The organism is Candidatus Saccharibacteria bacterium, from assembly GCA_016432585.1.
In the GTDB taxonomy this organism is placed as follows: Bacteria; Patescibacteriota; Saccharimonadia; order Saccharimonadales; family Saccharimonadaceae.
The window spans coordinates 474028-495945 of record CP066696.1; the positions used below are offsets into that span (position 1 = coordinate 474028).

Genomic DNA, 21918 nt, shown 5'->3' on the forward strand with positions numbered 1-21918 from the left:
GATGAGTCGAGTTATCGCCAACAACGGTATCGCTGATTTTGACGCAGTTCGTCTGGCAGTTGCCAGCCCTGAGGATATCCTCAAGTGGAGCTACGGTGAAGTTACCAAGCCTGAAACGATTAACTACCGTACCCAAAAGCCAGAGCGCGACGGACTATTCTGTGAGCGAATTTTCGGCCCAACCAAAGACGTCAACATTCATGACAACAAGCTAAAAGGTGTTCGTTCACGCGAAGCTGCTGTCGACAAGAACGGCGAATTGGTTACTAAATCAATCGTTCGACGTGAGCGTATGGGACACATCCAGCTTGCTGCGCCTGTAGCGCACATCTGGTTTATGCGTGGCACTCCTAGCGCTATGAGCTTGCTCCTTGGCATTACGGTTCGTAACCTCGAACGCATTGCATACTTTGCAACTTACGTTGTTCTGAATGTCGATGCTGAAAAGCGCGACCAAATGCTTGCCGACCTAGAAGCCGAAACCGAAGCAGGGCGCGCAGCGATTAAAATCCGCTACGAACGCGAAGCTTCAGCCGACGGTGCAGACGTAAAAGCACTTGCCGAGCAACAATCACGTGAAGTTGAAGAACTCAACGACATGTACACTGTTAAGAAAGCGCAGCTTGAAAGTCTTGTAAAGGGTGCACTTATCAACGAAACCGACTACCGTAACCTTCCAGAAGAATACGAAGAATTGGTTGAAGTTGGTATGGGTGGAACCGCTATGAAAGCGCTCCTCGACGAAATCGACCTCCCAACGCTTATTGGCCAGCTTAGCGAAGAAGTCGCCGGCGCCAAAGGTCAGCGTGAGAAGAAGCTTCTTAAGCGCCTTAAGGTGCTAGAAGGTATGCACGCCGCTGGTATTAAGCCAAGCAGCCTTACCTGGACGGTACTTCCTGTGATTCCACCGGATCTTCGCCCTATGGTGCAGCTAACTGGTGGCCGTTTTGCAACAAGCGACCTAAACGACCTCTACCGTCGCGTTATCAACCGTAATAACCGTCTTAAAAAGCTTATCGACCTCAATGCGCCAGAAGTAATTCGCCGCAACGAAATGCGCATGCTTCAAGAGGCTGTTGACGCATTGATCGACAACAGCGCAGCCCGTGGTGGTCGTGCCGTTAACGCAACAGGTGGCCGTCGCCGTCTTAAATCAATCAGCGATATGCTTAAGGGTAAGCAGGGTCGTTTCCGCCAGAACCTTCTTGGTAAGCGTGTCGACTACTCTGGTCGTTCAGTTATCGTGGTTGGTCCTAAGCTTAAGATTCACCAGTGTGGTCTTCCTAAGCAGATGGCCCTCGAACTGTTCAAGCCATTCGTTATTAGCTGGTTGATCCGTGGCGAGCACGCTCACAACATCCGTAGTGCCACTCGCTTGATCGAAGCTGGCGATACGCTTGTATGGGACGCGCTTGACGCAGTTATCGAAGGTAAGTACGTTCTCTTGAACCGTGCACCATCACTCCACCGTCTTTCAATTCAGGCCTTCCAGCCAGTACTTGTAGAAGGTAAGGCGATTCAGCTGCACCCACTTGTCGCCAACGGATTTAACGCCGACTACGACGGTGACCAGATGGCTGTCCACCTTCCGCTTTCTAAAGAGGCTCAGCGTGAAGCTCGTGAACTCATGAGCGCAACTAACAACCTCTTGAAGCCAGCCGATGGTGCGCCAGTACTTAACATCGGTCAGGACGTTGTTCTTGGTAACTACTACCTAACCTACGAAAAGCCAGCCGCACAGACCGAAAACGTAAAAGCCTACAGCTCTGTCTACGAAGCCGAAATGGCCTACGACGCTAAAAAGCTTCAGCTTCAAACGCCAATTCGTGTTCTTGCAAAGGGTAAAATCCGCGAAACAACACTTGGTCGCGTTTTCTTCAACGAAATTCTGCCAGCTGATTATCCATTCGACAACTCGGTACAGAACAAGAAGCAGCTAAAGCGCGTTCTTGCAAAGATCTTCAACACCTACGGTGCCGAAGAAACAGCAAAGACCGCTGACCGCATGAAGGGTCTTGCATTCCGCTTTGCAACAATCGCCGCTGTATCAACAGGTAAAGACGACTACCTCCACTTCGACGAGATCAGTGAATTCGTAGCAGAAGGCGACGCAAAGACTGCGCTCATCTCTGAGCAGTTCGACCAAGGTCTTATCACCGAAGACGAGCGTTACAATCTTACTGTTGCCTCATGGCGTTCAATCGACCGTCAGGTTACCGAGTTCTTGCAGAGTAAGCTAAAGGACATGGACACCAGCATTAGCGTTATGGTTAACTCTGGTGCGCGTGGTGATATTAGCAACGTTAAGCTTGCAAGCGCCATGGTTGGTATCATGGTGGACGCAGCGAACCGTGAGATTGAGCTTCCTATCCGTTCTAGCTACAAGCAGGGTCTTTCATCACTTGAGTCATTCGTGGCTACCCGTGGTGCGCGTAAGGGTCTGATTGACACCGCGCTTAAGACTGCTGACTCTGGTTACCTAACTCGCCGTTTGGTCGATGTATCACAAGATGTGTTCACCGTATCCGACGAAGAAAACGACGACGAAGGCTTTGCAATCGACCGTTCAGAATCTGCACTTACTATGATCGACTTCGGCAACCGTCTTTACGGACGTTACACCGCCGAAGAAGTTCCTGGATTTGTTGGCAAAGACGAGCTCATTACCCGTGAGATCGCCGACGCTATCGAAGCAGATTCAAGCGTAACGAGTGTTAAAATCCAAAGCGTTCTTTCGACCAAGAACCTCCGTGGTATCCCACAAAAGAGCTATGGTATCGATATGGCAACCGGCCGTCTCGTTGCTAAGGCGCAACCTGTTGGTGTTATCGCCGCACAGTCTGTCGGTGAGCCTGGTACACAGCTAACGCTTCGTACCTTCCACGCCGGTGGTGTAGCTGGTGGAGACATCACCCAGGGTCTTCCTCGTGTTGAAGAGCTCTTCGAAGCACGAAGCCCTAAGGGTCAGGCACACATGACCGAAGTTACTGGTCTTGTCGACGTCTGGGAAGATGGCAAGAAGTACACCGTACAGGTAACGCCAGAGGCTGGTCATGTTGAGCGTATCGCGCTTGAAGGCCGCACGGTTACTGTAAAAGCTGGCAGCAATGTCAAGGTAGGTGATGTTCTTGCAACTGGTGAAAGCGAATCGAAGCCTCTTGTTGCGCCATTCGATGGTGTCGTAGAAGTTGCCGAAGATACGCTCGTACTTGCCGCAAACGCAAGCGCCCCTGTACGCTACGAAATCCCTGGCTCAACCCAGCTTGTTGTTCGTGCGGGTGACACTGTTGAAGCAGGTGACCGTCTTACGATTGGTTCACTCAACCTTCACGACCTCATGCGCCTAAAGGGTACCGAAGCTGCACAGCGATACATTATTAACGAAGTTCTGCGTATTTACGCCGCACAGGGTCAAGACGTTGCCGACAAGCACCTCGAGATCATCGTGCGCCAGATGTTCAGCCGCGTTCAGGTTGAAGATCCAGGTGATACAGCGTTCGTTATGGGTGATATTGTTTCAAAGGCTGCTGTCGTTGAAGCAAACGCTATTGCCGCTGCTGAAGGCCGTGAACCTGCGCAGTACACGCAACTCCTTCTTGGTATTACCAAGGTGTCTATCTGGAGCGACAGCTGGCTATCAGCCGCATCATTCCAAGACACGACCCGCGTTCTGATCAACGCCGCAACAAGCGGACGCGCAGATCGCCTTAACGGTCTAAAGGAAAACGTTATTATCGGACGCAAGATTCCAGTTGGAACCGGCGCCGAGACGAACGAATACGAAGAGGACATCGAAAGCGAAATCGCCGAAGATATCCAACTCGCAGAGTAAACTGCCTAAAAACGATAAAACACCCTGCAGAAATGTGGGGTGTTTTATATTGTACGAAGGAGGTGGTATAGTAAAGGCGTCCAACTCGACCCAAGGGGGAAGTAATGACTGCAGACGAGAGGCCTCAGTGCAAGCTGGGGCAGACGAATGGATACACGTTCGCCTCATCGGCGGACAGCTATCCATATGCGCGGGCATGCTACAGCGGATGTCCGCTGCTGGGGACGGACTTCTCTATCTCGTACGGAGTCGCGGCCGTCACCGTTACGGCAGCGCCTCGCTTATCTGCACGGAAGGTTCCTGGTCACTGCGTGCGTACGCGCACCGATTACGACTACTGACGAGTTGACGATGGGCAGCCTCTGGTCTCGCGACCGGGGCTGTCCAGGATTGCCCCATATCGAACAACCCACTCTTGACATTATTTATTCTATGTGTTAATATTGCGCTAACGTCCGTCTGTAATAGAAACGGACGCACCCTTCAGTACTAGCGATTGGACACATTTCCATGATCCAGCTCATCCGCCGCGCCCTGCGTCCCGTTCCGTTCGGTACCTCGTCGCAGGCCGATCAGATGATCTTCGACCCGCACTGCACCCTCGCCGAGTGGCGCGATGCCATGAAGTTCCTGGCCGCCAGCCGCTGAAGACACAATCGCCCGCCACGGGAGAGAAAAGTTCGGTAGAATGACCCCCTCATTCTTACCCTCTGGCCTCCTCTTGGTGGGCTTTTCTCTTTTCTTGTATTATTGACAAAAAGATGATGTGGGTATAGAGTGAAAGATACGTTCATACGCATACTCTGCACATGAACAACGTTCCGCCGACAACCCGGAGATGAGTACTATGTCTGCATCCACAACCACAACGGAAAACCCGTTCGACTTCATCGAACTGAGCCCTGAGGAGCGTGAGCTCCTCCAGGACATGCTCGCCAAGTGCGAGAAGGCCCGCAAGAGCTGGAGCGATGGCAAGGTCGTTCGCGCACTGCGTCAGCTTCGCGACGACGCAACGGTGACGCTTCCCGCCGGCTACGGCACGAAGCAGAACTTCCTCAGCACCATCAACCTCAAGCTCCCGTACAAGTACGCCGCCTGATCGACGGGACTCCCGGCAGGGAAGCGCTTACGGAACCTCGACGTTCCGCTCCGAGCGCTCCCGCCGGGGTCTGTCACTTGAACTTATAAGACTCATCTGTTACACTAGCAGGTGAGTTTCCTCTTTTTGGATTACCTGGTGATTGAATGTGTACACACCTCGTAGACGCCAAAAAGTATGACACGACGCGGATATGCTGAATCCAAATCGTACAAAAAGGGTAGCTTTACCCTATATATTTGAATAACAGGAGTTTTCATGCCAACGATTAACCAATTGGTACGCAAGCCACGCAAGACTGCGCTGAAAAAGTCAAAGTCACCTGCGCTCGGCCGTATCCACAACGCGCTTAAAACCCGCTACGCCGACCAAAACGGCCCACTTAAACGTGGTGTTTGTATCAAGGTCACCACTAAAACACCTAAAAAGCCTAACTCAGCACTCCGTAAGGTTGCTCGTGTTCGTCTTACTAACAACCAAGAAGTATGGGCATACATTGGCGGTGAAGGTCACAACCTACAGGAACACGCTGTTGTGCTTGTTCGCGGTGGGCGTGTGCCAGACCTTCCAGGTGTTCGTTACCACATCGTTCGTGGTGCGCTCGACCTTCAGGGTGTTGCGAAGCGCAAACAGGGCCGTTCAAAGTACGGTGCTAAGAAGGAGGACAAGTAGTCATGCCTCGTAAAGTAACCAAAAAGCTTCAGCGCGAGCTAAAGCCAGACCGTAAGTACCAGAGCGTACTCGTACAGCGCCTAATCAACAAATCTATCCTAGATGGTAAAAAGTCTATTGCCGAGCGTGCCGTTTACGACGCACTCGAGCTTGCTGCTAAAAAACTTGATAGCGAAGATCCACTTGCAGTGTTCGAACGAGCACTCAAGAACGTTTCACCAAACTTCGAGGTTAAATCTCGTCGTGTTGGGGGTGCAAACTACCAGATTCCGTTCCCAGTACAGGGACACCGCCAATTGCACTACGCATTTAGCTGGATGGTACAGTCTGCTCGCAGCCGTAGTGGTATGCCATACGCTCAGCGCCTAGCGCTTGAGATCGTCGACGCCTACAACGAAGCTGGCGCAGCTTACAAAAAGAAGGAAGACACGCACAAAATGGCAGAAGCCAACCGTGCATTTGCTCACTTCGCCCGCGGCTAAACGCCCAAGGTACAAAAAAGACCTCTTTGCGGAGGTCTTTTTTGTTAGCTATAAATAATTGATTAGTAGACGAAACGTGGGCGGGCGGGCGACGCTTTGTCGAAAAAAGCGTCGCCCAGCTGTTACCGCTGCCTGCCCTGTACCCAACGTAGGAGTGCGACGAGTATCTGCGCTCGTCTTCCTCCGGCGTCTGCTGTAACGTTCATCAGCTCGGTCTCTTTCCGGCGAAAGTCCGAGGTCTTGCCGCGATTTACGCTCATAGCCTTGGCTCTGCGGTCGTACGTGCAGATGCCGGTGTCCACGAGCTGCTGCGTGAGTAGGCTTAGTAGCGCATCATCGCACTGCTTGGCCGTTACTCCGATGAATCGCGTTTGCTTTCCATCTTCTCCATAAAACATCACGAGAGCCATGTCACTCCAGTCACTAGGAAACGATAACGATCGCATGATACCATCGAGTCTATAGTATGTCAATGATCGCCAGCACAGTTGATAGAGCGAGCGTTTTAAATAGATATGCAAGTAAGGCAGCAACGGTGCCGCTCAATTAGGGGTGACAGCTGTGCGTATTTCTGGTAGAATAGACAAGAAGCGCTATTTTTTATGGCAAAATTTATTTAAGATAAAGGAAGAGAAAACGCCCCATGGCTCAACAAACCGTCCCGCTAAAGGACTTTCGTAACATCGGTATCATTGCCCACATCGACGCGGGTAAAACCACGACAACTGAAGGTATTTTGTATCGTACCGGAATCAACCACAAAATTGGTGAGGTTCGTGGCGCCGATGGCGACAGCGCAACTACCGACTGGATGGCACAAGAGAAAGAGCGTGGAATTACCATCACCTCTGCTGCTGTGACATGTTTCTGGAAAGGTCACACGATCAACATTATCGACACCCCAGGCCACATCGACTTTACAGCCGAAGTTGAGCGTTCTCTTCGCGTACTCGACGGTGCCGTGACGGTGTTCGACGGCAAGATGGGTGTCGAAGCTCAGACTGAAACTGTATGGCGTCAAGCTAACAAATACGGCGTGCCTCGTATCTGTTTTATCAACAAAATCAACCAAACTGGTGGTGATTTCTACAAATCTCTTGACACTATTCACGCACGTCTTTCAAAGAACGCGCTTCCTATCCACCTTCCTATCGGATTCGAAAAAGATATCAACGGTCTTGTTGACCTTGTTGACATGAAGGCGTACACCTACAACGACTACGCCGATAAAGCGCTTGTTCAGGGTGAAATTCCTGCTGACATGCTTGAGAAGGCTAAAAACGCTCGTAGCCTGCTTGTTGAAGCTGCTGTTGAGGCTGAGGACGAACTATTCGAACGATTCCTTGAAAAGGGTGAAGAATCTATCACCGAAGAAGAGCTTAAGCGAGCGCTTCGTAAGCGAGTTCTTGCTGGTGACTTTTACCTTATCACCGGTGGTGATGGCCGTGGCGTGATCGTAGAGAAGGTACTTGACCTTGTTGCTGATTACCTCCCATCTCCTCTTGATGTTGAAGGTATCTGGGGTCAGAACCCTAAGACTGGCGAACAGATTGAGCGCAAGCCAGATGCCTCGCAGCCAATGGCTGGTCTTGCCTTTAAAATTGCTACCGACCCATTTGTTGGTAAGCTAATCTTCGTTCGTGTTTACAGTGGTAAAATTACCGCTGGTAGTTACGTTCTTAACACGACAACTGGCAACAAAGAGCGTATTGGACGTATTGTTCGTATGCACGCCGACAAGCGTGAAGACATCGATTCAATCAGTGCTGGTGATATTGCCGCTGTTGTGGGCCTAAAGGACACCTTTACCGGAGCAACCATTTGTGATCCTGCGCACCCAATTCAGCTTGAATCTATCGACTTCCCAGAACCACCTGTGTCGATTGCGGTTGAGCCTAAAACCAAGGCCGACCAAGAAAAAATGGGTATTGCATTGCAGCGTCTTGCCGAGGAAGATCCTACGTTCCGTGTTCACACCGACGAAGAAACCGGCCAGACAATCATGTCGGGAATGGGTGAGCTTCACCTTGATATCCTTATCGACCGCATGAAGCGCGAATTTAAGGTAGAGGCGAACATTGGTGAGCCACAGGTAGCCTTCCGTGAATCTATCAAGGGTACCTCTGAAGTTCAGGGTAAGCACGCCAAGCAATCTGGTGGTCGTGGTCAGTACGGTGACGTTTGGGTTCGCTTTGAACCGAACGAGCCAGGCAAGGGCTTTGAATTCTTTGACGCTATCAAGGGTGGTGTTGTCCCTCAGGAATACCGCAAGCCTGTTGAGCAGGGTATTCGTGAAACGCTCGACGGCGGTGTTATCGCCGGCTACCCAGTTGTCGATGTTAAGGCGACGCTTTACGACGGTAGCTACCACGATGTGGACTCGAGCGAACTTGCCTTTAAACTTGCTGGACACCTTGCAACCCGCGAAGGTATCAAGCAGGCGAAACCAATCCTTCTTGAACCAGTTATGCGCGTTGAAGTAACTACCCCAGAGGAATTCATGGGTGATGTTATTGGCGACCTTAACGCCCGCCGTGGCCGTATCGAGGCTATGGAAGACCTTCTAGGTGGTGCTAAGCTCGTTCGTGCATTCGTGCCGCTTGCAAGCATGTTTGGCTACACGGGTGATATTCGTTCTATGAGCCAGGGCCGTGCCGCAAGCACAATGGAACTAGCGCAGTACGAAGAAGTACCACCAAACGTTGCTCAGGAAATCATCGAAAAGCGATCAAGCAAATAGTTTATCGTTATCGAGTAAAATACGCCGCTACCAAGTGGCGTATTTTTATTTTGAGTCATTTGCCTGCGCGGATCTAATCTAGTATCCTTATCGCATGGATCAAAAAACAGAACCCCGCTCTAAGAAGACGGCTGTTGCCAATTTTTTTGGTGGGCTTGGCTATCTATTCTGTTTTTTGCAGTGGTTCTGGGTTGTCGCTCTTTATTTTAGCGTTGTTCAATCGGTTATCTTGTTTGTCGCCCCAACTGCCGATAGTCCCGTTGAGCATTCGACCGCGCCAGCACTTGAGATTCCGAGCACTGTCTCGATGATTATTCTTGCTATTACGATTGTCGTAATGGTGATAGTGACGATATATGTGCTAATTAAAATGCCGATAGGTATCGCAAAAGCAAGCAATAAGGCCGTTCACCAGGCGGCTAAAACCATGACACCGGTAATCATTAAGGCGCAGCATAAAAAAGATTCCAAGAAATTTCGTGCAAAGATCGAAGCAGAGGTAATGCTACTAATTAAACTCGTTTTGATTGTTATACCAGTTGCGCTTGCGGCCGGTTCGGGATTGCTGGAGCAACAGTCGGTCAGCTATACAATAGCGCTTATTGTGGGGGGAGGCCTGGCCTGCTTTAGCGTTTTACAGTTCGCTATTCAATACGGACTAGCGGGCATACTCCATATAAAGCTGAAGGATCTTTGGTAGATTCCCAGCTACGCCTAGTATGTGTTAAACTACATTATGGCAAACGCAGAAGTGCGAGATTTTAATGAACACTTTGAAACTATCCTCGAGCTAGGGTCTCGGCATGGGGTCGAAGAGCGGCTCACTATGCAACTTGCTCAATCTTTGGGCTCGGCCGGGCTTATCGGCAACGAATTAATCCAGCGTATGATTGCGCTGGGTTTTCAATTACACGAGAATGATCGCCGGACATTCGAGCCATATAATCATCATTTGGCGCGCGTGACGCTTGAACTTTTGGATAGGTTTAGGGTTCGCGACCCTGAGGTTGTAGCGGCGGCGCCTGTTCATGATACGGTTGAGGATCATGCAAAAGAACTCGCACAGCTTGTGTTCGAAGACGTGCCCGACGACGAACATATCCAACGTGAAATGGCCGTCAAGGCACTTACGATTCTTGGCACACCCAATGTCGCGGGGTATACGCTAGAAGTATCGAATCCCCTTATCGCAGATGACACCGAGCGAATTCCATCGTATACGTTCCATAGCGAACGCCTGGTACGCTATGGAACGCCTGGCGCAACTGTTATAAAGCTTGCTGATTTTTTTCACAATACCGAAACCCCGCCAGAGGAGAATCCGCAAAAAAGGCTTCGCCTCGATAAAAAGCAGGTGCATGTTTATGGCATTCACGCTGCCGGGCTAGACCGCGAAGACAGTCTTGTGCCGCTCGAGCTTCGCCCCGCGACGCGACGCACGCTCATGGCACGTCGTAGTAGAGCGCTTGCTCGGCTTGCCGACTCCGCATATCGCCTCGATGAAAGCTCTTTACGAAGCGCCTGAAACCCTGTATAATTAACCGCATACGTCGTGGAGTCTGTTAAGGACTGTACGCGAATATATAATTAACAGGAGAACCAAATGGCAGATTTCGATCGAACCAAGCCTCACGTTAACGTTGGTACTATGGGCCACGTTGACCACGGTAAAACAACTTTGACAGCTGCAATTACTGCCGTACTTGCAAAGCGTCTTCCAAGCGACGTCAACAAAAAAGTTGACTACGCACAAATCGACAACGCACCTGAAGAGCGCGCACGTGGTATTACCATTGCATCTTCACACCAGGAATACGAGTCAGCAACCCGTCACTACGCTCACGTAGACATGCCAGGACACGCCGACTACGTTAAGAACATGATCACCGGTGCTGCACAGATCGACGGAGCTATCCTCGTTGTTGCTGCAAACGATGGTCCACTTCCACAAACTCGCGAGCACGTTCTTCTTGCTAAGCAGGTTGGTGTGCCTAAGATCGTTGTCTTCCTTAACAAGATGGACCTTGCTGATCCTGAACTAGTTGAACTAGTTGAAATGGACATCCGCGAACTTCTTGCAAAGAACGGCTTCGACGAAGACGCTCCTATCATCAAGGGTTCTGCTACTAAGGCTCTTGAGGGTGACACGGCAAACGAAGATGCGATCATGCAGCTTGTTGAAGCTCTTGACACCTACGTTCCAGAACCACCACGCGACCTCGACAAGCCATTCCTTATGCCTATCGAAGACGTGTTCTCAATCAAGGGTCGTGGTACAGTTGCTACCGGCCGTATTGAGCAAGGTGTTGTTAAGATCAACGACCCAGTTGAAATTGTTGGTGTGAAAGCTTCACAGCAATCAGTTGTTACTGGTATTGAGGCATTTAAAAAGAACCTAAACCAGGGTCAAGCTGGTGACAACGCTGGTCTTCTCCTCCGTGGTATCGAGCGCGAACAAATCGAGCGTGGTCAGGTTGTTGCTAAGCCAGGTTCGATCACTCCACACACAGAGTTCGACGCCGAAGTCTACATCCTTAAGAAGGAAGAGGGCGGCCGTCACACTCCATTCAGCAAGGGCTACAAGCCACAGTTCTACTTCCGTACTACAGACGTAACTGGTGAAGTTGAACTTCCAGCTGACAAAGAGATGGTTATGCCAGGTGACACACTAACCTTCAAGGTTAAGTTGCTTGCTCCTATCGCCATGGAACAAGGTCTAAACTTCGCTATCCGCGAAGGTGGCCGTACCGTTGGTGCTGGTGTTGTAACAAGCATCACCAAATAGTAAGCGCCTAGTCTTACTGTTAGAGACCCCGAATTATCGGGGTCTCTTTCGTTGGGAATAATAATCAATAAGGAGATCCTGTGTACCACTACCGTAAAACACGTAAGTCGTATAGGGCACTAAACGCCAGCGACACTACTAAGCCTGTCTGTACACTTTGCGACGAAGATAATAAGCCAAGAATTATAAGAGAAACCACCACAATGATATTGCTTCCGAACCGTGTGTCCTACGATATCTTTGAAGGAATGCGGGTTGTCGAGCATCTCATGATCGTGCCAAAACGCCATGTTGAGCATATAGAGGATTTCACAAACCAAGAAAAGATGGATTTTATGTCACTCGCTGGAGAGTTTGAGATGAAGGGGTTTAATGTTTACGCACGTGGCGCAAAAAGCGCCACCAGGTCGGTTGCGCATCAGCATACGCACCTAATAAAAACCGACAATAAAAAGGCAAAGTCTGTCGTATATATCGCCAAGCCACACATTCTTATTCGTACATAGCCGAGGCGCGCACATTCCGCAGCCGCTACTTTATCTTTACAAAGAGGTCAGCTTCGTATATAGTAAACAACTGAAATACTAAATTACATCGAGAACTTGTCCGGTAGCCACCCCGGCTCAAGGTTACGGTGTTGCACATACAAGGAGTCATTATGACAGAAACCAAAGCCGTCAAAGACGCTGGCCTACGCATTCGTATTCGCCTAAAGGCATACGATCACAAGGTTATCGACCAATCAGCAAAACAAATTATCGATACTGCTATCCGTACCGGTGCAAGTATTGCCGGCCCTGTTCCACTTCCTACTCGCCGTAGTAGCTGGACAGTCGTTAAGTCACCTCATGTTTACAAAACAGGTGGTGAAACGTTCGAAATGCGTATCCACAAACGTCTTATCGACATTACGAACGCAACTCCAAAGACTATCGACAGCCTGCAAAACCTCAGCCTTCCAGCTGGTGTTGACGCAGAAATCCGCATGTAGTTTTTGCAGAATACAAAATACACCCTTTCACAAATCGAGAGGGTGTATTTTTATTACGTAATCATCACACAGGGACATGGCCGCGGACATCGCTTGTGGCGAGCCGCGGCCGACTGTTCTCAGTCATCGAGCTCTTGGGTATGAGCTGTAGTCCATACCTTCTCATGTTCGTCGGCTCACTTCTCGTCGCGGTGAGCACTGCTGCAGTTCGTGCAGGAGTGCTTCGAACTCACGAAGAGTAGGCGGCCGATGACACCAGGTGCTGTAGCGCCTGGGAAGATTCTTGCCCCTGATGCCACGCTTCATGACACCCTCGGAGTTGATTCGGTACCGCCTTTTCGCGACGTGCCTTGAGGTACGCGGCGCCCAGTCATGATACTCCACGACCGCCCAGTCATCCTCCATCCTTAGAAGAACCAAGGAGGTAAGAGGGGACGAGTAGGGAGTAAACATGGTCAGGTCGTCGTCGAGCATCTCTTGCACCCGGCTGCGCACAGCCAAGATCGCCACGCGCATTTTCTCGTGGGGAACGGCGTACTGTCGGGCATAGAGGCACACTCCGGTAAACGAAAGTACCCCGCAGATAGCAAGGGCGATCGCGGTCAGCGTCGCCGAGCCAAATCCAGGGTAAGCGAAAAGCAAGCAGGTAACAGCGCCGACAAGCAGCGCTATGTCGATAGGCATGAGAGGAATATATTTCCTACGCACGCGAACGCTCCAATCATCAGTGGGTTTGGACCGTGTTTTATAGTACCACAAAAAACATAAGCATGAAGTGCGTATGGTCTATTTTTTGTACGGCTGCATGTACTGTATGGTGTTGTTCATGTCGATTTGGTCGTAGATTTTTTGAACCTTAACGTTAAGATCGATAACCCATATACCAAGCGCAAGTACCAGCGCACAGAGAATAAGCCAGTAGGCTGTTTGGTAGGTGAACTTAAAGGTAAAGAATGAAGGCTGAATGGCAGCGGTCTTTTTAGATTGCTTCTTTGGTGCGGCTTTCGCCGTTTTTACTGTCGCTTTACTTTTGGTCGTTGCCATTTTCTAGCTCCTTAGATGATTGTCATTACTATGTATTATGGCGGACTGGGCAAATTAGCGCAAGCTGGAATTGTGGTTATGGTTCTGGTATACTTTTTCGTAATGGCTCAGCAAAAACAAAAAAGACCACGAACATATGCCCGAAACAGAGCAGCGGCAGTTAGTCGCCGAGGATACGAGAAAGTATTCGAGTCTGACGGCACGTATTTTCTTAAGCTTGTCGTGTTTGTTCTGCTGGGAACGTTTTGGATAAAGTTCCAATACCCAATTACCTGGCTCGGCATGCCGCTGAGTGCTATTCCTGCTGGTTTTCTTGTCGGGCTTATTCTGGTAAATCGCTTCGAAAAAATCCAACTTGACCGTAAAATCTGGTATGCGATTCTTATTGTCGTGACGATAATCTGCTACTTTGTGCCGGCCGGAGTCCTTGTTTAACAACATCAGTTTTACCACTGGTAAATTATTGACTCCTAGGGGTAAGTGTGCTATATTAGCTAGGTAACTTATTACGTAATAACAACTCATTCTTGGTGAATTGGTAGGTCTACCTCGGTAGAAACCCCCAGCCACCAAGAATTTTAAGTGGGAGCAAGAGGGCAATGAAAGCACTTCTCGGTACCAAAATTGGTATGACCCAAATCATCAGCGAGAGCGGCGCGGCTATTCCAGTCACGCTTATTCAAGCTGGCCCCGTGACTGTGACTCAAGTCAAGTCCGTCGATATCGACGGCTACAACGCAGTCCAGGTGGCATATGGTGAGGGTAAGAACTTGAGCAAGGCCGTTGCTGGACACACAAGTCCAGCCAAAGTGACCCCGAAACACATTCGGGAATTTCGTGTTGAAGAACTACCAGAAGGCCTCTCGGTAGGAAGCACGATCGACGTAACAACCTTTAACTTGGGTGACATCGTAGATGCAACCGGTACAAGTAAAGGTAAGGGTTTTGCCGGTACGGTAAAACGCCACAACTTTAATACCAGCAAAAAGACTCACGGTGGTAACGGAAACGTTCGTAAGCCGGGTTCTATCGGATCAATGTATCCTCAGAAAGTCTTTAAGGGTAAGCGAATGGCCGGCCGAATGGGTGCCGACCGCGTAACCGTAAAAAACCTTGAGGTTGCTTACGTTGACGCTAGCAACAACCTTATCGGCCTAAAGGGTGCAGTTCCTGGTCCTAAGAAGGGTCTGATTATTATCGGAGGGAAGGCATAATGGCTGAGACTACTAAACCAGCAGCAGCTAAGACTGCTTTGCCGAAGGAAGTATTTGCAGTAGAGGTTCCAAACCACGAACTGCTAAAGCTTGCTTACGACTCGTTCCTTGCGAACAACCGTCTTGCAAGCGCAACCACAAAACAGCGCGGCGAAGTTCGCGGTGGTGGTAAAAAGCCATGGAAACAGAAGGGTACTGGTCGCGCACGATTTGGTTCGAGCCGAAACCCAATCTGGCGTGGTGGTGGTGTCGTATTCGGGCCTCGCGGCAACGAAAACTACACGAAAAAGATCAGCACAACCAGCAAGCGCGTGGCTCTTCGCCAAGCACTTACATTGGCAGAACAAGCTGGCAAGATCGTCGTAAAAGACTTCAAGCCTGCTGGTAAAACTGTCGAGACTGTGAAGTTCCTCGAAGACAACAAGCTTGACCGCAAGGTTTTGATGGTTGTCGACGTTAAGACTCCAGAGCTGATCCGTGCAACCGCAAACCTTCAGAACGTCCTGCTTGTCAGCAGCATGTACCTGAGCGTCTACTACATCCTTAACGCAGACAAGATTGTTCTTTCGACTAAATCAGTTGAAACGATCAAGAACTGGCTAGCGAAGGAGGAGGCGTAACATGACTACTATGATTAGCGTTATCCCACGCGCGACTGAAAAGGCCTACGCACAGTCGCAAAACAATGTTTACGTATTTAATGTTCCACTTACCGCAAACAAGAAACAAATTGTTGCCGCAGTGGAAACCCAATTTGAAGTAAAAGTAACTGGAATCAAGACTCTGGTACAAAGCGGTAAAGCCGTACGCTTTAGCAAAGGCAAGAACCGTCACCCAGGTACAACGACTCGTAAAGACTCTAAAAAAGCTTACGTGACGCTTGCCACTGGCGACAGTATCAAAGTATTTGATCAGCCAGCAGAAGAGGAGAAGAAGTAATGCCAATTAAAGCTTACAATCCTACTACTCCTGCACGCCGCGGTATGACTACCGAGGACTACAGTGAAATTACTACCCGCAAGCCGCTAAAAAGCCTTATCAAGAGCAAAAAGCAAAATGCAGGTCGTAACAACACTGGTCGTATCACCGTTCGTCACCGTGGTGGCGGTGTAAAACGTCACTACCGTCTTGTTAACCACAAGCTTGCTCCAGGCCTTACTGTTACGGTTGAAGAGATCGAATACGATCCAAACCGTTCAGCACGTATTGCCCGCGTAAAAGATCAGCACGGTCTGTACCACTACATTCTTGCTGATACGCAAATGACAAAGGGTAAAGTTATCGTTAGTGGCGAAGACGCTCCTATCGAAAGCTCAAACCGTATGCCACTAAGCAAGATCCCTGTAGGTACACAAATCTACGCAATCGAAATCTACCCAGGTAAGGGTGCGCAGATGGTACGTTCAGCTGGCGTAAAAGCACAGCTTATGGCTAAAGAAGGTGACTACGCCCAGGTGCGTATGCCATCTGGCGAAGTTCGCCGCTTCCGTTTGGAAGTAACGGCAGCTATCGGTGTTGTCGGCAACGTTCAGCACCAAAACGTTAAGATCGGTTCTGCTGGTCGCAACCGTCGTAAGGGTATTCGCCCATCTGTTCGTGGTATCGCCATGAACGCTGTCGATCACCCACACGGTGGTGGTGACGGTGGTGCTCACGGTGTGGGCCGTACGCCAAAGACTCCATGGGGTCAGTTGACACTCGGTTACCGTACTCGCCGCCGCAAAGACGTCAGCAAGTTAATTGTAAAGAGTCGCCATGAAGGAAAGAGGAAGAAGTAGTCTATGAGTCGTTCACTCAAAAAAGGCCCATTCATCGATTTCAAGCTCGCCAAGAAAGTGGCGGCCTTGACTCCCGATGACCGAACCATCATCAAGACTTGGGCTCGTGCAAGCACGATCACCCCAGATATGGTAGGCCGAACGATCGCTGTTCACAACGGTCGTGTACACGTTCCTGTACTTGTCTCGGAAAACATGGTTGGACACAAACTCGGTGAGTTTAGCCCAACACGCAAGTTCCGCAAGCACGGTGGAAAGGATAAGAAGTAATGGCACAGCAATATACAGTTCGTTCATATGCTAAGGGCGTCGATCAGACACCTCGCAAAGTCGCACTTGTTGCTGGTCTTGTACGAGGCCGCAGCGTCGCTGATGCGCTTGTTATCCTTGAGCACGTTCCAAAGCGCGCTGCAATGCCTGTTAAAAAAGCTATTGCCAGTGCTGCTGCAAACGCAACCAACAACCATAACCTCGACGGTAAAACACTAGAGATTACAACTCTTAGCGTTACTGCCGGCCCACGCCTTAAAAGGTTTAAGCCAGCAAGCCGTGGCCGCGCACTTCCTTTTGAAAAGAAGAGCAGCCATATCTTGGTTGAGGTAACAGGTGGCGAAAAACCTAAGAAGCCAGCAGCTGCCAAAGCTACTGACACACCTGCGAAGGAGACCAACTAATGGGACAAAAAGTTAACCCTATTAGCTTCCGTCTGCAAGTTCACAAGAACTGGGATTCACGCTGGTTTGCAGGCAAAAGAGATTTTGCCAAGTGGCTTTCGGAAGACATTCGAATCCGCGAACTGATCGAAAGTAAGTTCGCATCACGCCCAACAATCAATCGTATCGAGATTGAACGTTCGGCAAACCTCATTACTATTACTATTCACACGGCAAAAGCTGGTGTTGTGATTGGTCGTGGTGGTGCAGGCGTTACAGAACTTAAGGCCCAGATCGAAAAGATTGCCAGCCTTCCAGTTCGTATCAACATTGAAGAAGTAAAGCGCCCAGAACTTGCTGCCAAGCTTGTTGCCGAGAATATCGCTCGCCAACTAGAACGCCGCATCAACTTCCGCCGCGCTACTAAAATGACCGCCCAAAGCACAATGAACGCTGGCGCCAAAGGTATTCGTATCGAGGTTGCTGGTCGTTTGAACAACGCTGAAATGGCTCGTCGCGAAAAAGTAATCGAAGGCTCAGTGCCACTTCACACGCTTCGTGCTGATATCGATTTCCATAGCGCACGCGCTCAGACCCCAGCCGGAATCATTGGTGTAAAGGTATGGATCTACAAGGGTGAAAGGATTGATCGATAATGCTACTTCCTAAGAAAACTAAATATCGAAAAGTCCGCAAAGGTAAGAACGAGGGTATTGCTACCCGCGGTAATTACGTTGCCTTTGGTGATTACGGCCTGCAGTCACAGGACAACAACGACATTACGTCACGCCAGATCGAGGCATCTCGTCAGGCAATGACCCGCCACATCAAACGTGGTGGTAAAATCTGGATCCGTATCTTCCCTCACACACCTCGTACGCGCAAGCCACAAGATGTGAAAATGGGTAGCGGTAAGGGTAACCCTGAGTTCTTCGTCGCTAAAGTAAAGGCTGGAACTATCCTGTTTGAAATGAAGGGTGTTGACGAAGCAGTTGCACGCGAGGCTATGCGTCTTGCTGCACACAAACTTCCTGTTAAGACCAAATTCATCGTAAGGGAGCAAAGCTAATGGCTGACAAGAAATCAACCGTCAAGAAGACGACAAAGGCTGCAACCGAAGTGAAAACTATCGAACAGCTAAACGTCGAACTTGCTGCAAAGCAAGCTGATCTTCTTGAAGCACGACGTGGTCACGCGGCTGGCGAACTTGCCAACCCACGTGTACTGACAAGTACCAAGAAAGAAATCGCGCGCCTTCACACTGCCATCCGAGCAGCCGAGCTGGCAACCGAAAAGGAGAGTAAATAATATGGCCAAGACATTGACCGGTATCGTGACTTCGGACGTCGCGAACAAGACCATCACCGTCACTGTAACTAGTCGTGAAACGCATCCTATTTATGGCAAGCAGTACACTGTGAACCGCAAGTACGCTGCACACGATGAAAACAATGAAGCGAAAAAAGGCGACGAAGTCGTTATTCGCGAAACACGTCCTGTTTCAAAGCGCAAAGCATTTACGCTCGACCGCATTCTTGAAAAATCACGTGGTTCAATCGAACTAAAAGACGAGGCTGAGGTTAAGTAATATGATCCAGCAAGAAACTCGTCTTAAAGTAACCGACAACTCGGGCGCAAAGGAAATCCTTTGTATTCGCGTTCTCGGTGGTACGGGCCGCCGCTACGCCCGCGTTGGTGACGTTATCGTCGCCTCTGTAAAGACAGCGAACCCAACTGGTAACGTAAAGCGTAAATCTGTCGTTAAGGCTGTTATTGTTCGTACCCGCGACCAAATTCAGCGTAAAGACGGCAGCACTATCTGCTTCGACGACAACGCCGCAGTTATTATCGGCGACGACAAAAACCCTAAGGCAACCCGTGTCTTTGGTCCTGTGCCACGTGAACTTCGTGACATGGGCTACTCAAAGATCATCAGCCTAGCACCGGAGGTACTCTAAAATGGCACGACGTATTCAAAAAGACGATCTTGTTAAGATTATCTCGGGTGACAAAAAGGGAACAACTGGCAAGGTAGTTCGTGTTCTTTCTAAAAAGAACGCTGTCCTTGTTGAGGGTGTTGGTACAAAGCACCGTCACGTTAAACCATCTCAGCTTAACCCACGTGGTGGCAGCAAAGACATTCATGTCGCAACGCCTATTCACAAGGTTGCCCTAGTGGTTGACGAAAAGACCAGCAAGACTAGCCGTATTGGCTACACTAAAAACGCTGACGGCACTAAGGTTCGCCTAGCCCGCCAAGCAAAGAATAAGGAGATCAAGTAATGGCAAAAGCTTCAACAACTGCTGCCGCTGCTCCTCGCTTGAAAGCTTTGTACAAAGATCAATTTGTCAAAGAACTACAAGCCGAATTGAACCTCGGTAACGTACACCAAGTACCAAAACTCGAGAAAATTGTGGTAAGCGTAGGTATCGGCAAGAACAAAGACGACAAGCGTCACTACGAAATTGTTCGTAACACGCTAACAAAGGTAACTGGCCAAGCGCCAGTTGACCGCATGGCTAAAAAGTCTATCGCAGGGTTCAAAATCCGCGCAGGCATGAACCGTGTTGGTATCAGCGTTACGCTTCGCGAAGCTCGTATGTACGAGTTCCTCGACCGCCTCGTTAACATCGCACTTCCTCGCGTTCGTGACTTTCATGGCGTATCGGTTAAGTTCGACAAGGGCGGAAACTACAACCTCGGTATCACTGAACAGTCTATCTTCCCTGAACTAACGTTCGAAGAGACACAAGTACTTCACGGTCTTCAGATTACATTTGTCATCAAGAACGAAGACGCAGCTCACAGCCGTGCGCTACTTGAAAAGTTTGGCGTACCATTTGAGAAAGAAGGAGGCAAACGCTAATGGCTAAGAAATCTATGATCGCGCGCGACGAAAAGCGTAAGAAAATGATCCTCAAATTTGCAGCAAAGCGTGCTGAGCTTAAAGAACTTGGCGACCTCGAGGGTCTTCAGCTTCTTCCTAAGAACAGCAGCCCAACTCGCTGGAAGAACCGCGACTTCCTTCACGGTCGTCCACGCGGTTACATGCGCCGATTCGGCCTAAACCGTATCAACTTCCGCGAAAAAGCATCTAAGGGAGAAATCCCAGGCATCACTAAAAGTAGTTGGTAAGAAGGAAAGGAATAGAAAATGTCACTACAATCAACTGACCCAATCGCCGACCTTCTTACCCGCATACGAAACGCGGCTATGGTTGGCAAGAACGAAGTTCGTGTCCCATCAAGCAAGCTAAAGAAGGTTGTCGCCGAACAACTTGTAAAGAACAAATACCTTACATCTGTAAAGGTTGAGGCTGGCAAGCCACGCGACACGTTGGTTATTACAATCAACAAGCCTGGCGAAAACAGCAACATCAACGAGATCAGCCGTCTTTCTAAGCCTGGACGCCGCGTGTACGTAAGTGCAAACGACATTCCACGCGTTAAAAGCGGTCGCGGCCTCGTGCTTATTAGCACTAGCAAAGGTGTTATCACTGGACACGAAGCTACTAAGCAACGCCTTGGCGGCGAATTGCTCCTTAAGGTATACTAGAAGTCATGGGTGGTACTACTTCTGATACAACAACGGACGCAGTAAATACAACTACTACTGCGGCATCGGGTGATAACACCGGAGTCATCATAGCAATCGTGCTTGGTGTCCTCATGGTGGTAATCATCGCGGTTGTCGCGGCAGTCATTATCAATAAGAACAAGAAAGATTAAGGAACGACATGAGTCGAATCGGAAAACTACCAATTGACGTACCTGCAGGTGTGACAATCACGGTTGATTCAGATGTTATTTCAGTCAAAGGGCCTAAAGGCGAACTGACTGTTCCACACCTGAGCGACGTAACTGTTACCCTCGAAGGTACACAAGCAATCGTTACCCGCAAGGACGACGAGCGCATCGCGAAAGCTCAGCACGGTCTGCAGCGCGCGCTCCTTAACAACGCCGTTGTCGGTGTTACTAAGGGCTTTGAAAAGAAACTAGAAGTAAACGGTGTCGGTTTCCGCGTAAACGGCGGCGGACAGGCGATCGAGATGAGCCTTGGCTTTTCTCACCCTGTTAAATACGAAGCTCCAACTGGCGTTACCCTGACTGTCGAAAAAATGACCATTACGGTCAACGGTATCGACAAACAGCAGGTTGGCCAGGTTGCTGCCGAAATCCGCGCGCTTAAGAAGCCTGAACCTTACAAGGGTAAGGGTATTAAATATGCCGACGAAGTGATCCTTCGAAAAGCAGGAAAGGCTGGTAAGTAATCATGAGTGACTTAGCTAAGAAACTCCTTAACAAGAGCCTACGCAAAAACCGCGTACGCAGCAAAGTAACTGGTACTGCCGAGCGTCCTCGCCTTACGGTCACTATCAGCAACAAGCACGTTAGCGCACAGATCATCGACGACACAAAGCAGCACACGCTTGCTGCCAGCACCACTGTTGGCACAAAGCAAACTGGTTCTACATCAGAGCTTGCTGCATTTGTTGGCGCTGATATCGCTAAGAAGGCAAAAAAAGCAAAGATTAATGCAGTAGTGTTTGATCGCAACGGCCGCCAGTACGCTGGTCGTCTCGCAGCGCTCGCTGATGCTGCACGCAAGGAAGGTTTGGAGTTCTAAT

32 protein-coding genes are annotated in these 21918 nt (G+C 49.7%); 30 read left to right on the top strand and 2 right to left on the bottom strand.

All coding sequences use genetic code 11. The annotated features are described in order from the left end of the window. Position 1: 1 nt before the first annotated feature. The 5 genes from rpoC to rpsG all read left to right on the top strand — a co-directional run bounded on the left by rpoC (position 2) and on the right by rpsG (position 6085). Entirely contained in the window at positions 2–3832 is a 3831-nt protein-coding gene (gene rpoC / locus HZB75_02490; protein ID QQG51351.1) for a DNA-directed RNA polymerase subunit beta', read from the top strand. Positions 3833–4342: 510 nt separating this feature from the next. After that, entirely contained in the window at positions 4343–4480 is a 138-nt protein-coding gene (locus HZB75_02495) for a hypothetical protein (protein ID QQG50385.1), read from the top strand. Between the two features lie 199 nt (positions 4481–4679). Beyond that, positions 4680–4931, top strand: a complete 252-nt coding sequence (locus HZB75_02500; protein QQG50386.1) for a hypothetical protein — start codon at positions 4680–4682, stop codon at positions 4929–4931. A gap of 258 nt (positions 4932–5189) precedes the next feature. Further along, positions 5190–5603, top strand: a complete 414-nt coding sequence (gene rpsL / locus HZB75_02505) for a 30S ribosomal protein S12 (GenBank protein QQG50387.1) — start codon at positions 5190–5192, stop codon at positions 5601–5603. 2 nt (positions 5604–5605) lie between these two features. Beyond that, entirely contained in the window at positions 5606–6085 is a 480-nt protein-coding gene (gene rpsG / locus HZB75_02510; GenBank protein ID QQG50388.1) for a 30S ribosomal protein S7, read from the top strand. Between the two features lie 122 nt (positions 6086–6207). On the opposite strand, the gene HZB75_02515 is transcribed toward rpsG, so the two are convergent. Next, entirely contained in the window at positions 6208–6531 is a 324-nt protein-coding gene (locus HZB75_02515) for a hypothetical protein (protein QQG50389.1), read from the bottom strand. A gap of 197 nt (positions 6532–6728) precedes the next feature. Here HZB75_02515 and fusA point away from each other — a divergent pair, with 197 nt between their 5' ends. The 6 genes from fusA (at position 6729) to rpsJ (ending at position 12601) form a co-directional block, all read left to right on the top strand. Continuing rightward, positions 6729–8825 (top strand): elongation factor G, encoded by a 2097-nt coding sequence (gene fusA, locus HZB75_02520; GenBank protein QQG50390.1) that lies wholly within the window; start codon positions 6729–6731, stop codon positions 8823–8825. Positions 8826–8919: 94 nt separating this feature from the next. Next, on the top strand, positions 8920–9525 hold the full coding sequence (locus tag HZB75_02525; GenBank protein ID QQG50391.1) for a hypothetical protein: 606 nt from the start codon (positions 8920–8922) through the stop codon (positions 9523–9525). A 36-nt stretch (positions 9526–9561) separates the two neighbouring features. Continuing rightward, positions 9562–10350, top strand: coding sequence for a hypothetical protein (locus tag HZB75_02530; protein ID QQG50392.1), 789 nt, complete (start codon positions 9562–9564; stop codon positions 10348–10350). A 78-nt stretch (positions 10351–10428) separates the two neighbouring features. After that, positions 10429–11610 carry an elongation factor Tu gene (tuf, locus tag HZB75_02535; protein QQG50393.1) on the top strand — a complete coding sequence of 394 codons (1182 nt, stop codon included), beginning with the start codon at positions 10429–10431 and terminating at the stop codon, positions 11608–11610. Positions 11611–11690: 80 nt separating this feature from the next. Continuing rightward, positions 11691–12116 (top strand): HIT domain-containing protein, encoded by a 426-nt coding sequence (locus HZB75_02540; protein QQG50394.1) that lies wholly within the window; start codon positions 11691–11693, stop codon positions 12114–12116. 152 nt (positions 12117–12268) lie between these two features. Then, entirely contained in the window at positions 12269–12601 is a 333-nt protein-coding gene (gene rpsJ / locus HZB75_02545) for a 30S ribosomal protein S10 (GenBank protein ID QQG50395.1), read from the top strand. Between the two features lie 786 nt (positions 12602–13387). Here the strand turns inward: rpsJ and HZB75_02550 are convergent. Next, positions 13388–13645, bottom strand: a complete 258-nt coding sequence (locus tag HZB75_02550) for a hypothetical protein (GenBank protein QQG50396.1) — start codon at positions 13643–13645, stop codon at positions 13388–13390. 102 nt (positions 13646–13747) lie between these two features. Here HZB75_02550 and HZB75_02555 point away from each other — a divergent pair, with 102 nt between their 5' ends. The 19 genes from HZB75_02555 (at position 13748) to HZB75_02645 (ending at position 21917) form a co-directional block, all read left to right on the top strand. Then, complete coding sequence (locus HZB75_02555; protein QQG50397.1) at positions 13748–14080, top strand: hypothetical protein; 333 nt, start codon at positions 13748–13750, stop codon at positions 14078–14080. Positions 14081–14244: 164 nt separating this feature from the next. Further along, positions 14245–14859 (top strand): 50S ribosomal protein L3, encoded by a 615-nt coding sequence (gene rplC / locus HZB75_02560; GenBank protein QQG50398.1) that lies wholly within the window; start codon positions 14245–14247, stop codon positions 14857–14859. Next, a complete protein-coding gene (gene rplD, locus HZB75_02565) occupies positions 14859–15479 on the top strand; it encodes a 50S ribosomal protein L4 (protein QQG50399.1) in 621 nt (206 codons plus the stop codon). The genes rplC and rplD overlap by 1 nt, the downstream gene beginning before the upstream one ends. Before the next feature lie 10 nt (positions 15480–15489). Beyond that, positions 15490–15798, top strand: coding sequence for a 50S ribosomal protein L23 (locus tag HZB75_02570; protein ID QQG51358.1), 309 nt, complete (start codon positions 15490–15492; stop codon positions 15796–15798). Next, the gene (gene rplB / locus HZB75_02575) at positions 15798–16637 is read left to right on the top strand and encodes a 50S ribosomal protein L2 (protein QQG50400.1); all 840 of its coding nucleotides are present in this window, start codon (positions 15798–15800) and stop codon (positions 16635–16637) included. Before HZB75_02570 ends, rplB begins: the two co-directional genes overlap by 1 nt. 3 nt (positions 16638–16640) lie before the next feature. Then, positions 16641–16907 (top strand): 30S ribosomal protein S19, encoded by a 267-nt coding sequence (gene rpsS / locus HZB75_02580; GenBank protein ID QQG50401.1) that lies wholly within the window; start codon positions 16641–16643, stop codon positions 16905–16907. Then, complete coding sequence (gene rplV, locus HZB75_02585; GenBank protein ID QQG50402.1) at positions 16907–17311, top strand: 50S ribosomal protein L22; 405 nt, start codon at positions 16907–16909, stop codon at positions 17309–17311. Before rpsS ends, rplV begins: the two co-directional genes overlap by 1 nt. Then, positions 17311–17946 carry a 30S ribosomal protein S3 gene (gene rpsC / locus HZB75_02590; protein ID QQG50403.1) on the top strand — a complete coding sequence of 212 codons (636 nt, stop codon included), beginning with the start codon at positions 17311–17313 and terminating at the stop codon, positions 17944–17946. Before rplV ends, rpsC begins: the two co-directional genes overlap by 1 nt. Beyond that, positions 17946–18359 (top strand): 50S ribosomal protein L16, encoded by a 414-nt coding sequence (rplP, locus tag HZB75_02595; protein ID QQG50404.1) that lies wholly within the window; start codon positions 17946–17948, stop codon positions 18357–18359. The genes rpsC and rplP overlap by 1 nt, the downstream gene beginning before the upstream one ends. Beyond that, complete coding sequence (gene rpmC / locus HZB75_02600) at positions 18359–18598, top strand: 50S ribosomal protein L29 (protein QQG50405.1); 240 nt, start codon at positions 18359–18361, stop codon at positions 18596–18598. Before rplP ends, rpmC begins: the two co-directional genes overlap by 1 nt. A gap of 1 nt (position 18599) precedes the next feature. After that, positions 18600–18878, top strand: a complete 279-nt coding sequence (gene rpsQ / locus HZB75_02605) for a 30S ribosomal protein S17 (protein QQG50406.1) — start codon at positions 18600–18602, stop codon at positions 18876–18878. A 1-nt stretch (position 18879) separates the two neighbouring features. Next, positions 18880–19248, top strand: coding sequence for a 50S ribosomal protein L14 (gene rplN / locus HZB75_02610; protein QQG50407.1), 369 nt, complete (start codon positions 18880–18882; stop codon positions 19246–19248). 1 nt (position 19249) lies between these two features. After that, positions 19250–19573 (top strand): 50S ribosomal protein L24, encoded by a 324-nt coding sequence (gene rplX / locus HZB75_02615; GenBank protein ID QQG50408.1) that lies wholly within the window; start codon positions 19250–19252, stop codon positions 19571–19573. Continuing rightward, positions 19573–20157, top strand: a complete 585-nt coding sequence (gene rplE, locus HZB75_02620; protein ID QQG50409.1) for a 50S ribosomal protein L5 — start codon at positions 19573–19575, stop codon at positions 20155–20157. Before rplX ends, rplE begins: the two co-directional genes overlap by 1 nt. After that, complete coding sequence (rpsN, locus tag HZB75_02625; protein ID QQG50410.1) at positions 20157–20426, top strand: 30S ribosomal protein S14; 270 nt, start codon at positions 20157–20159, stop codon at positions 20424–20426. Before rplE ends, rpsN begins: the two co-directional genes overlap by 1 nt. An 18-nt stretch (positions 20427–20444) precedes the next feature. Continuing rightward, entirely contained in the window at positions 20445–20846 is a 402-nt protein-coding gene (rpsH, locus tag HZB75_02630; GenBank protein QQG50411.1) for a 30S ribosomal protein S8, read from the top strand. 5 nt (positions 20847–20851) lie between these two features. After that, complete coding sequence (locus HZB75_02635; GenBank protein ID QQG50412.1) at positions 20852–21019, top strand: hypothetical protein; 168 nt, start codon at positions 20852–20854, stop codon at positions 21017–21019. An 8-nt stretch (positions 21020–21027) separates the two neighbouring features. Further along, the gene (rplF, locus tag HZB75_02640) at positions 21028–21561 is read left to right on the top strand and encodes a 50S ribosomal protein L6 (GenBank protein QQG50413.1); all 534 of its coding nucleotides are present in this window, start codon (positions 21028–21030) and stop codon (positions 21559–21561) included. Between the two features lie 2 nt (positions 21562–21563). Beyond that, positions 21564–21917, top strand: coding sequence for a 50S ribosomal protein L18 (locus tag HZB75_02645; GenBank protein QQG50414.1), 354 nt, complete (start codon positions 21564–21566; stop codon positions 21915–21917). Position 21918: the final 1 nt, after the last annotated feature.

Bases quoted from the DNA above. Each gene is read 5' to 3' on its own strand.
- rpoC (QQG51351.1), top strand. From the start codon at position 2: ATGAGTCGAGTTATCGCCAACAACGGTATCGCTGATTTTGACGCAGTT.
- HZB75_02495 (QQG50385.1), top strand. From the start codon at position 4,343: ATGATCCAGCTCATCCGCCGCGCCCTGCGTCCCGTTCCGTTCGGTACC.
- HZB75_02500 (QQG50386.1), top strand. From the start codon at position 4,680: ATGTCTGCATCCACAACCACAACGGAAAACCCGTTCGACTTCATCGAA.
- rpsL (QQG50387.1), top strand. From the start codon at position 5,190: ATGCCAACGATTAACCAATTGGTACGCAAGCCACGCAAGACTGCGCTG.
- rpsG (QQG50388.1), top strand. From the start codon at position 5,606: ATGCCTCGTAAAGTAACCAAAAAGCTTCAGCGCGAGCTAAAGCCAGAC.
- HZB75_02515 (QQG50389.1), bottom strand. From the start codon at position 6,531: ATGCGATCGTTATCGTTTCCTAGTGACTGGAGTGACATGGCTCTCGTG.
- fusA (QQG50390.1), top strand. From the start codon at position 6,729: ATGGCTCAACAAACCGTCCCGCTAAAGGACTTTCGTAACATCGGTATC.
- HZB75_02525 (QQG50391.1), top strand. From the start codon at position 8,920: ATGGATCAAAAAACAGAACCCCGCTCTAAGAAGACGGCTGTTGCCAAT.
- HZB75_02530 (QQG50392.1), top strand. From the start codon at position 9,562: ATGGCAAACGCAGAAGTGCGAGATTTTAATGAACACTTTGAAACTATC.
- tuf (QQG50393.1), top strand. From the start codon at position 10,429: ATGGCAGATTTCGATCGAACCAAGCCTCACGTTAACGTTGGTACTATG.
- rpsJ (QQG50395.1), top strand. From the start codon at position 12,269: ATGACAGAAACCAAAGCCGTCAAAGACGCTGGCCTACGCATTCGTATT.
- HZB75_02550 (QQG50396.1), bottom strand. From the start codon at position 13,645: ATGGCAACGACCAAAAGTAAAGCGACAGTAAAAACGGCGAAAGCCGCA.
- HZB75_02555 (QQG50397.1), top strand. From the start codon at position 13,748: ATGGCTCAGCAAAAACAAAAAAGACCACGAACATATGCCCGAAACAGA.
- rplC (QQG50398.1), top strand. From the start codon at position 14,245: ATGAAAGCACTTCTCGGTACCAAAATTGGTATGACCCAAATCATCAGC.
- rplD (QQG50399.1), top strand. From the start codon at position 14,859: ATGGCTGAGACTACTAAACCAGCAGCAGCTAAGACTGCTTTGCCGAAG.
- HZB75_02570 (QQG51358.1), top strand. From the start codon at position 15,490: ATGATTAGCGTTATCCCACGCGCGACTGAAAAGGCCTACGCACAGTCG.
- rplB (QQG50400.1), top strand. From the start codon at position 15,798: ATGCCAATTAAAGCTTACAATCCTACTACTCCTGCACGCCGCGGTATG.
- rpsS (QQG50401.1), top strand. From the start codon at position 16,641: ATGAGTCGTTCACTCAAAAAAGGCCCATTCATCGATTTCAAGCTCGCC.
- rplV (QQG50402.1), top strand. From the start codon at position 16,907: ATGGCACAGCAATATACAGTTCGTTCATATGCTAAGGGCGTCGATCAG.
- rpsC (QQG50403.1), top strand. From the start codon at position 17,311: ATGGGACAAAAAGTTAACCCTATTAGCTTCCGTCTGCAAGTTCACAAG.
- rplP (QQG50404.1), top strand. From the start codon at position 17,946: ATGCTACTTCCTAAGAAAACTAAATATCGAAAAGTCCGCAAAGGTAAG.
- rpmC (QQG50405.1), top strand. From the start codon at position 18,359: ATGGCTGACAAGAAATCAACCGTCAAGAAGACGACAAAGGCTGCAACC.
- rpsQ (QQG50406.1), top strand. From the start codon at position 18,600: ATGGCCAAGACATTGACCGGTATCGTGACTTCGGACGTCGCGAACAAG.
- rplN (QQG50407.1), top strand. From the start codon at position 18,880: ATGATCCAGCAAGAAACTCGTCTTAAAGTAACCGACAACTCGGGCGCA.
- rplX (QQG50408.1), top strand. From the start codon at position 19,250: ATGGCACGACGTATTCAAAAAGACGATCTTGTTAAGATTATCTCGGGT.
- rplE (QQG50409.1), top strand. From the start codon at position 19,573: ATGGCAAAAGCTTCAACAACTGCTGCCGCTGCTCCTCGCTTGAAAGCT.
- rpsN (QQG50410.1), top strand. From the start codon at position 20,157: ATGGCTAAGAAATCTATGATCGCGCGCGACGAAAAGCGTAAGAAAATG.
- rpsH (QQG50411.1), top strand. From the start codon at position 20,445: ATGTCACTACAATCAACTGACCCAATCGCCGACCTTCTTACCCGCATA.
- HZB75_02635 (QQG50412.1), top strand. From the start codon at position 20,852: ATGGGTGGTACTACTTCTGATACAACAACGGACGCAGTAAATACAACT.
- rplF (QQG50413.1), top strand. From the start codon at position 21,028: ATGAGTCGAATCGGAAAACTACCAATTGACGTACCTGCAGGTGTGACA.
- HZB75_02645 (QQG50414.1), top strand. From the start codon at position 21,564: ATGAGTGACTTAGCTAAGAAACTCCTTAACAAGAGCCTACGCAAAAAC.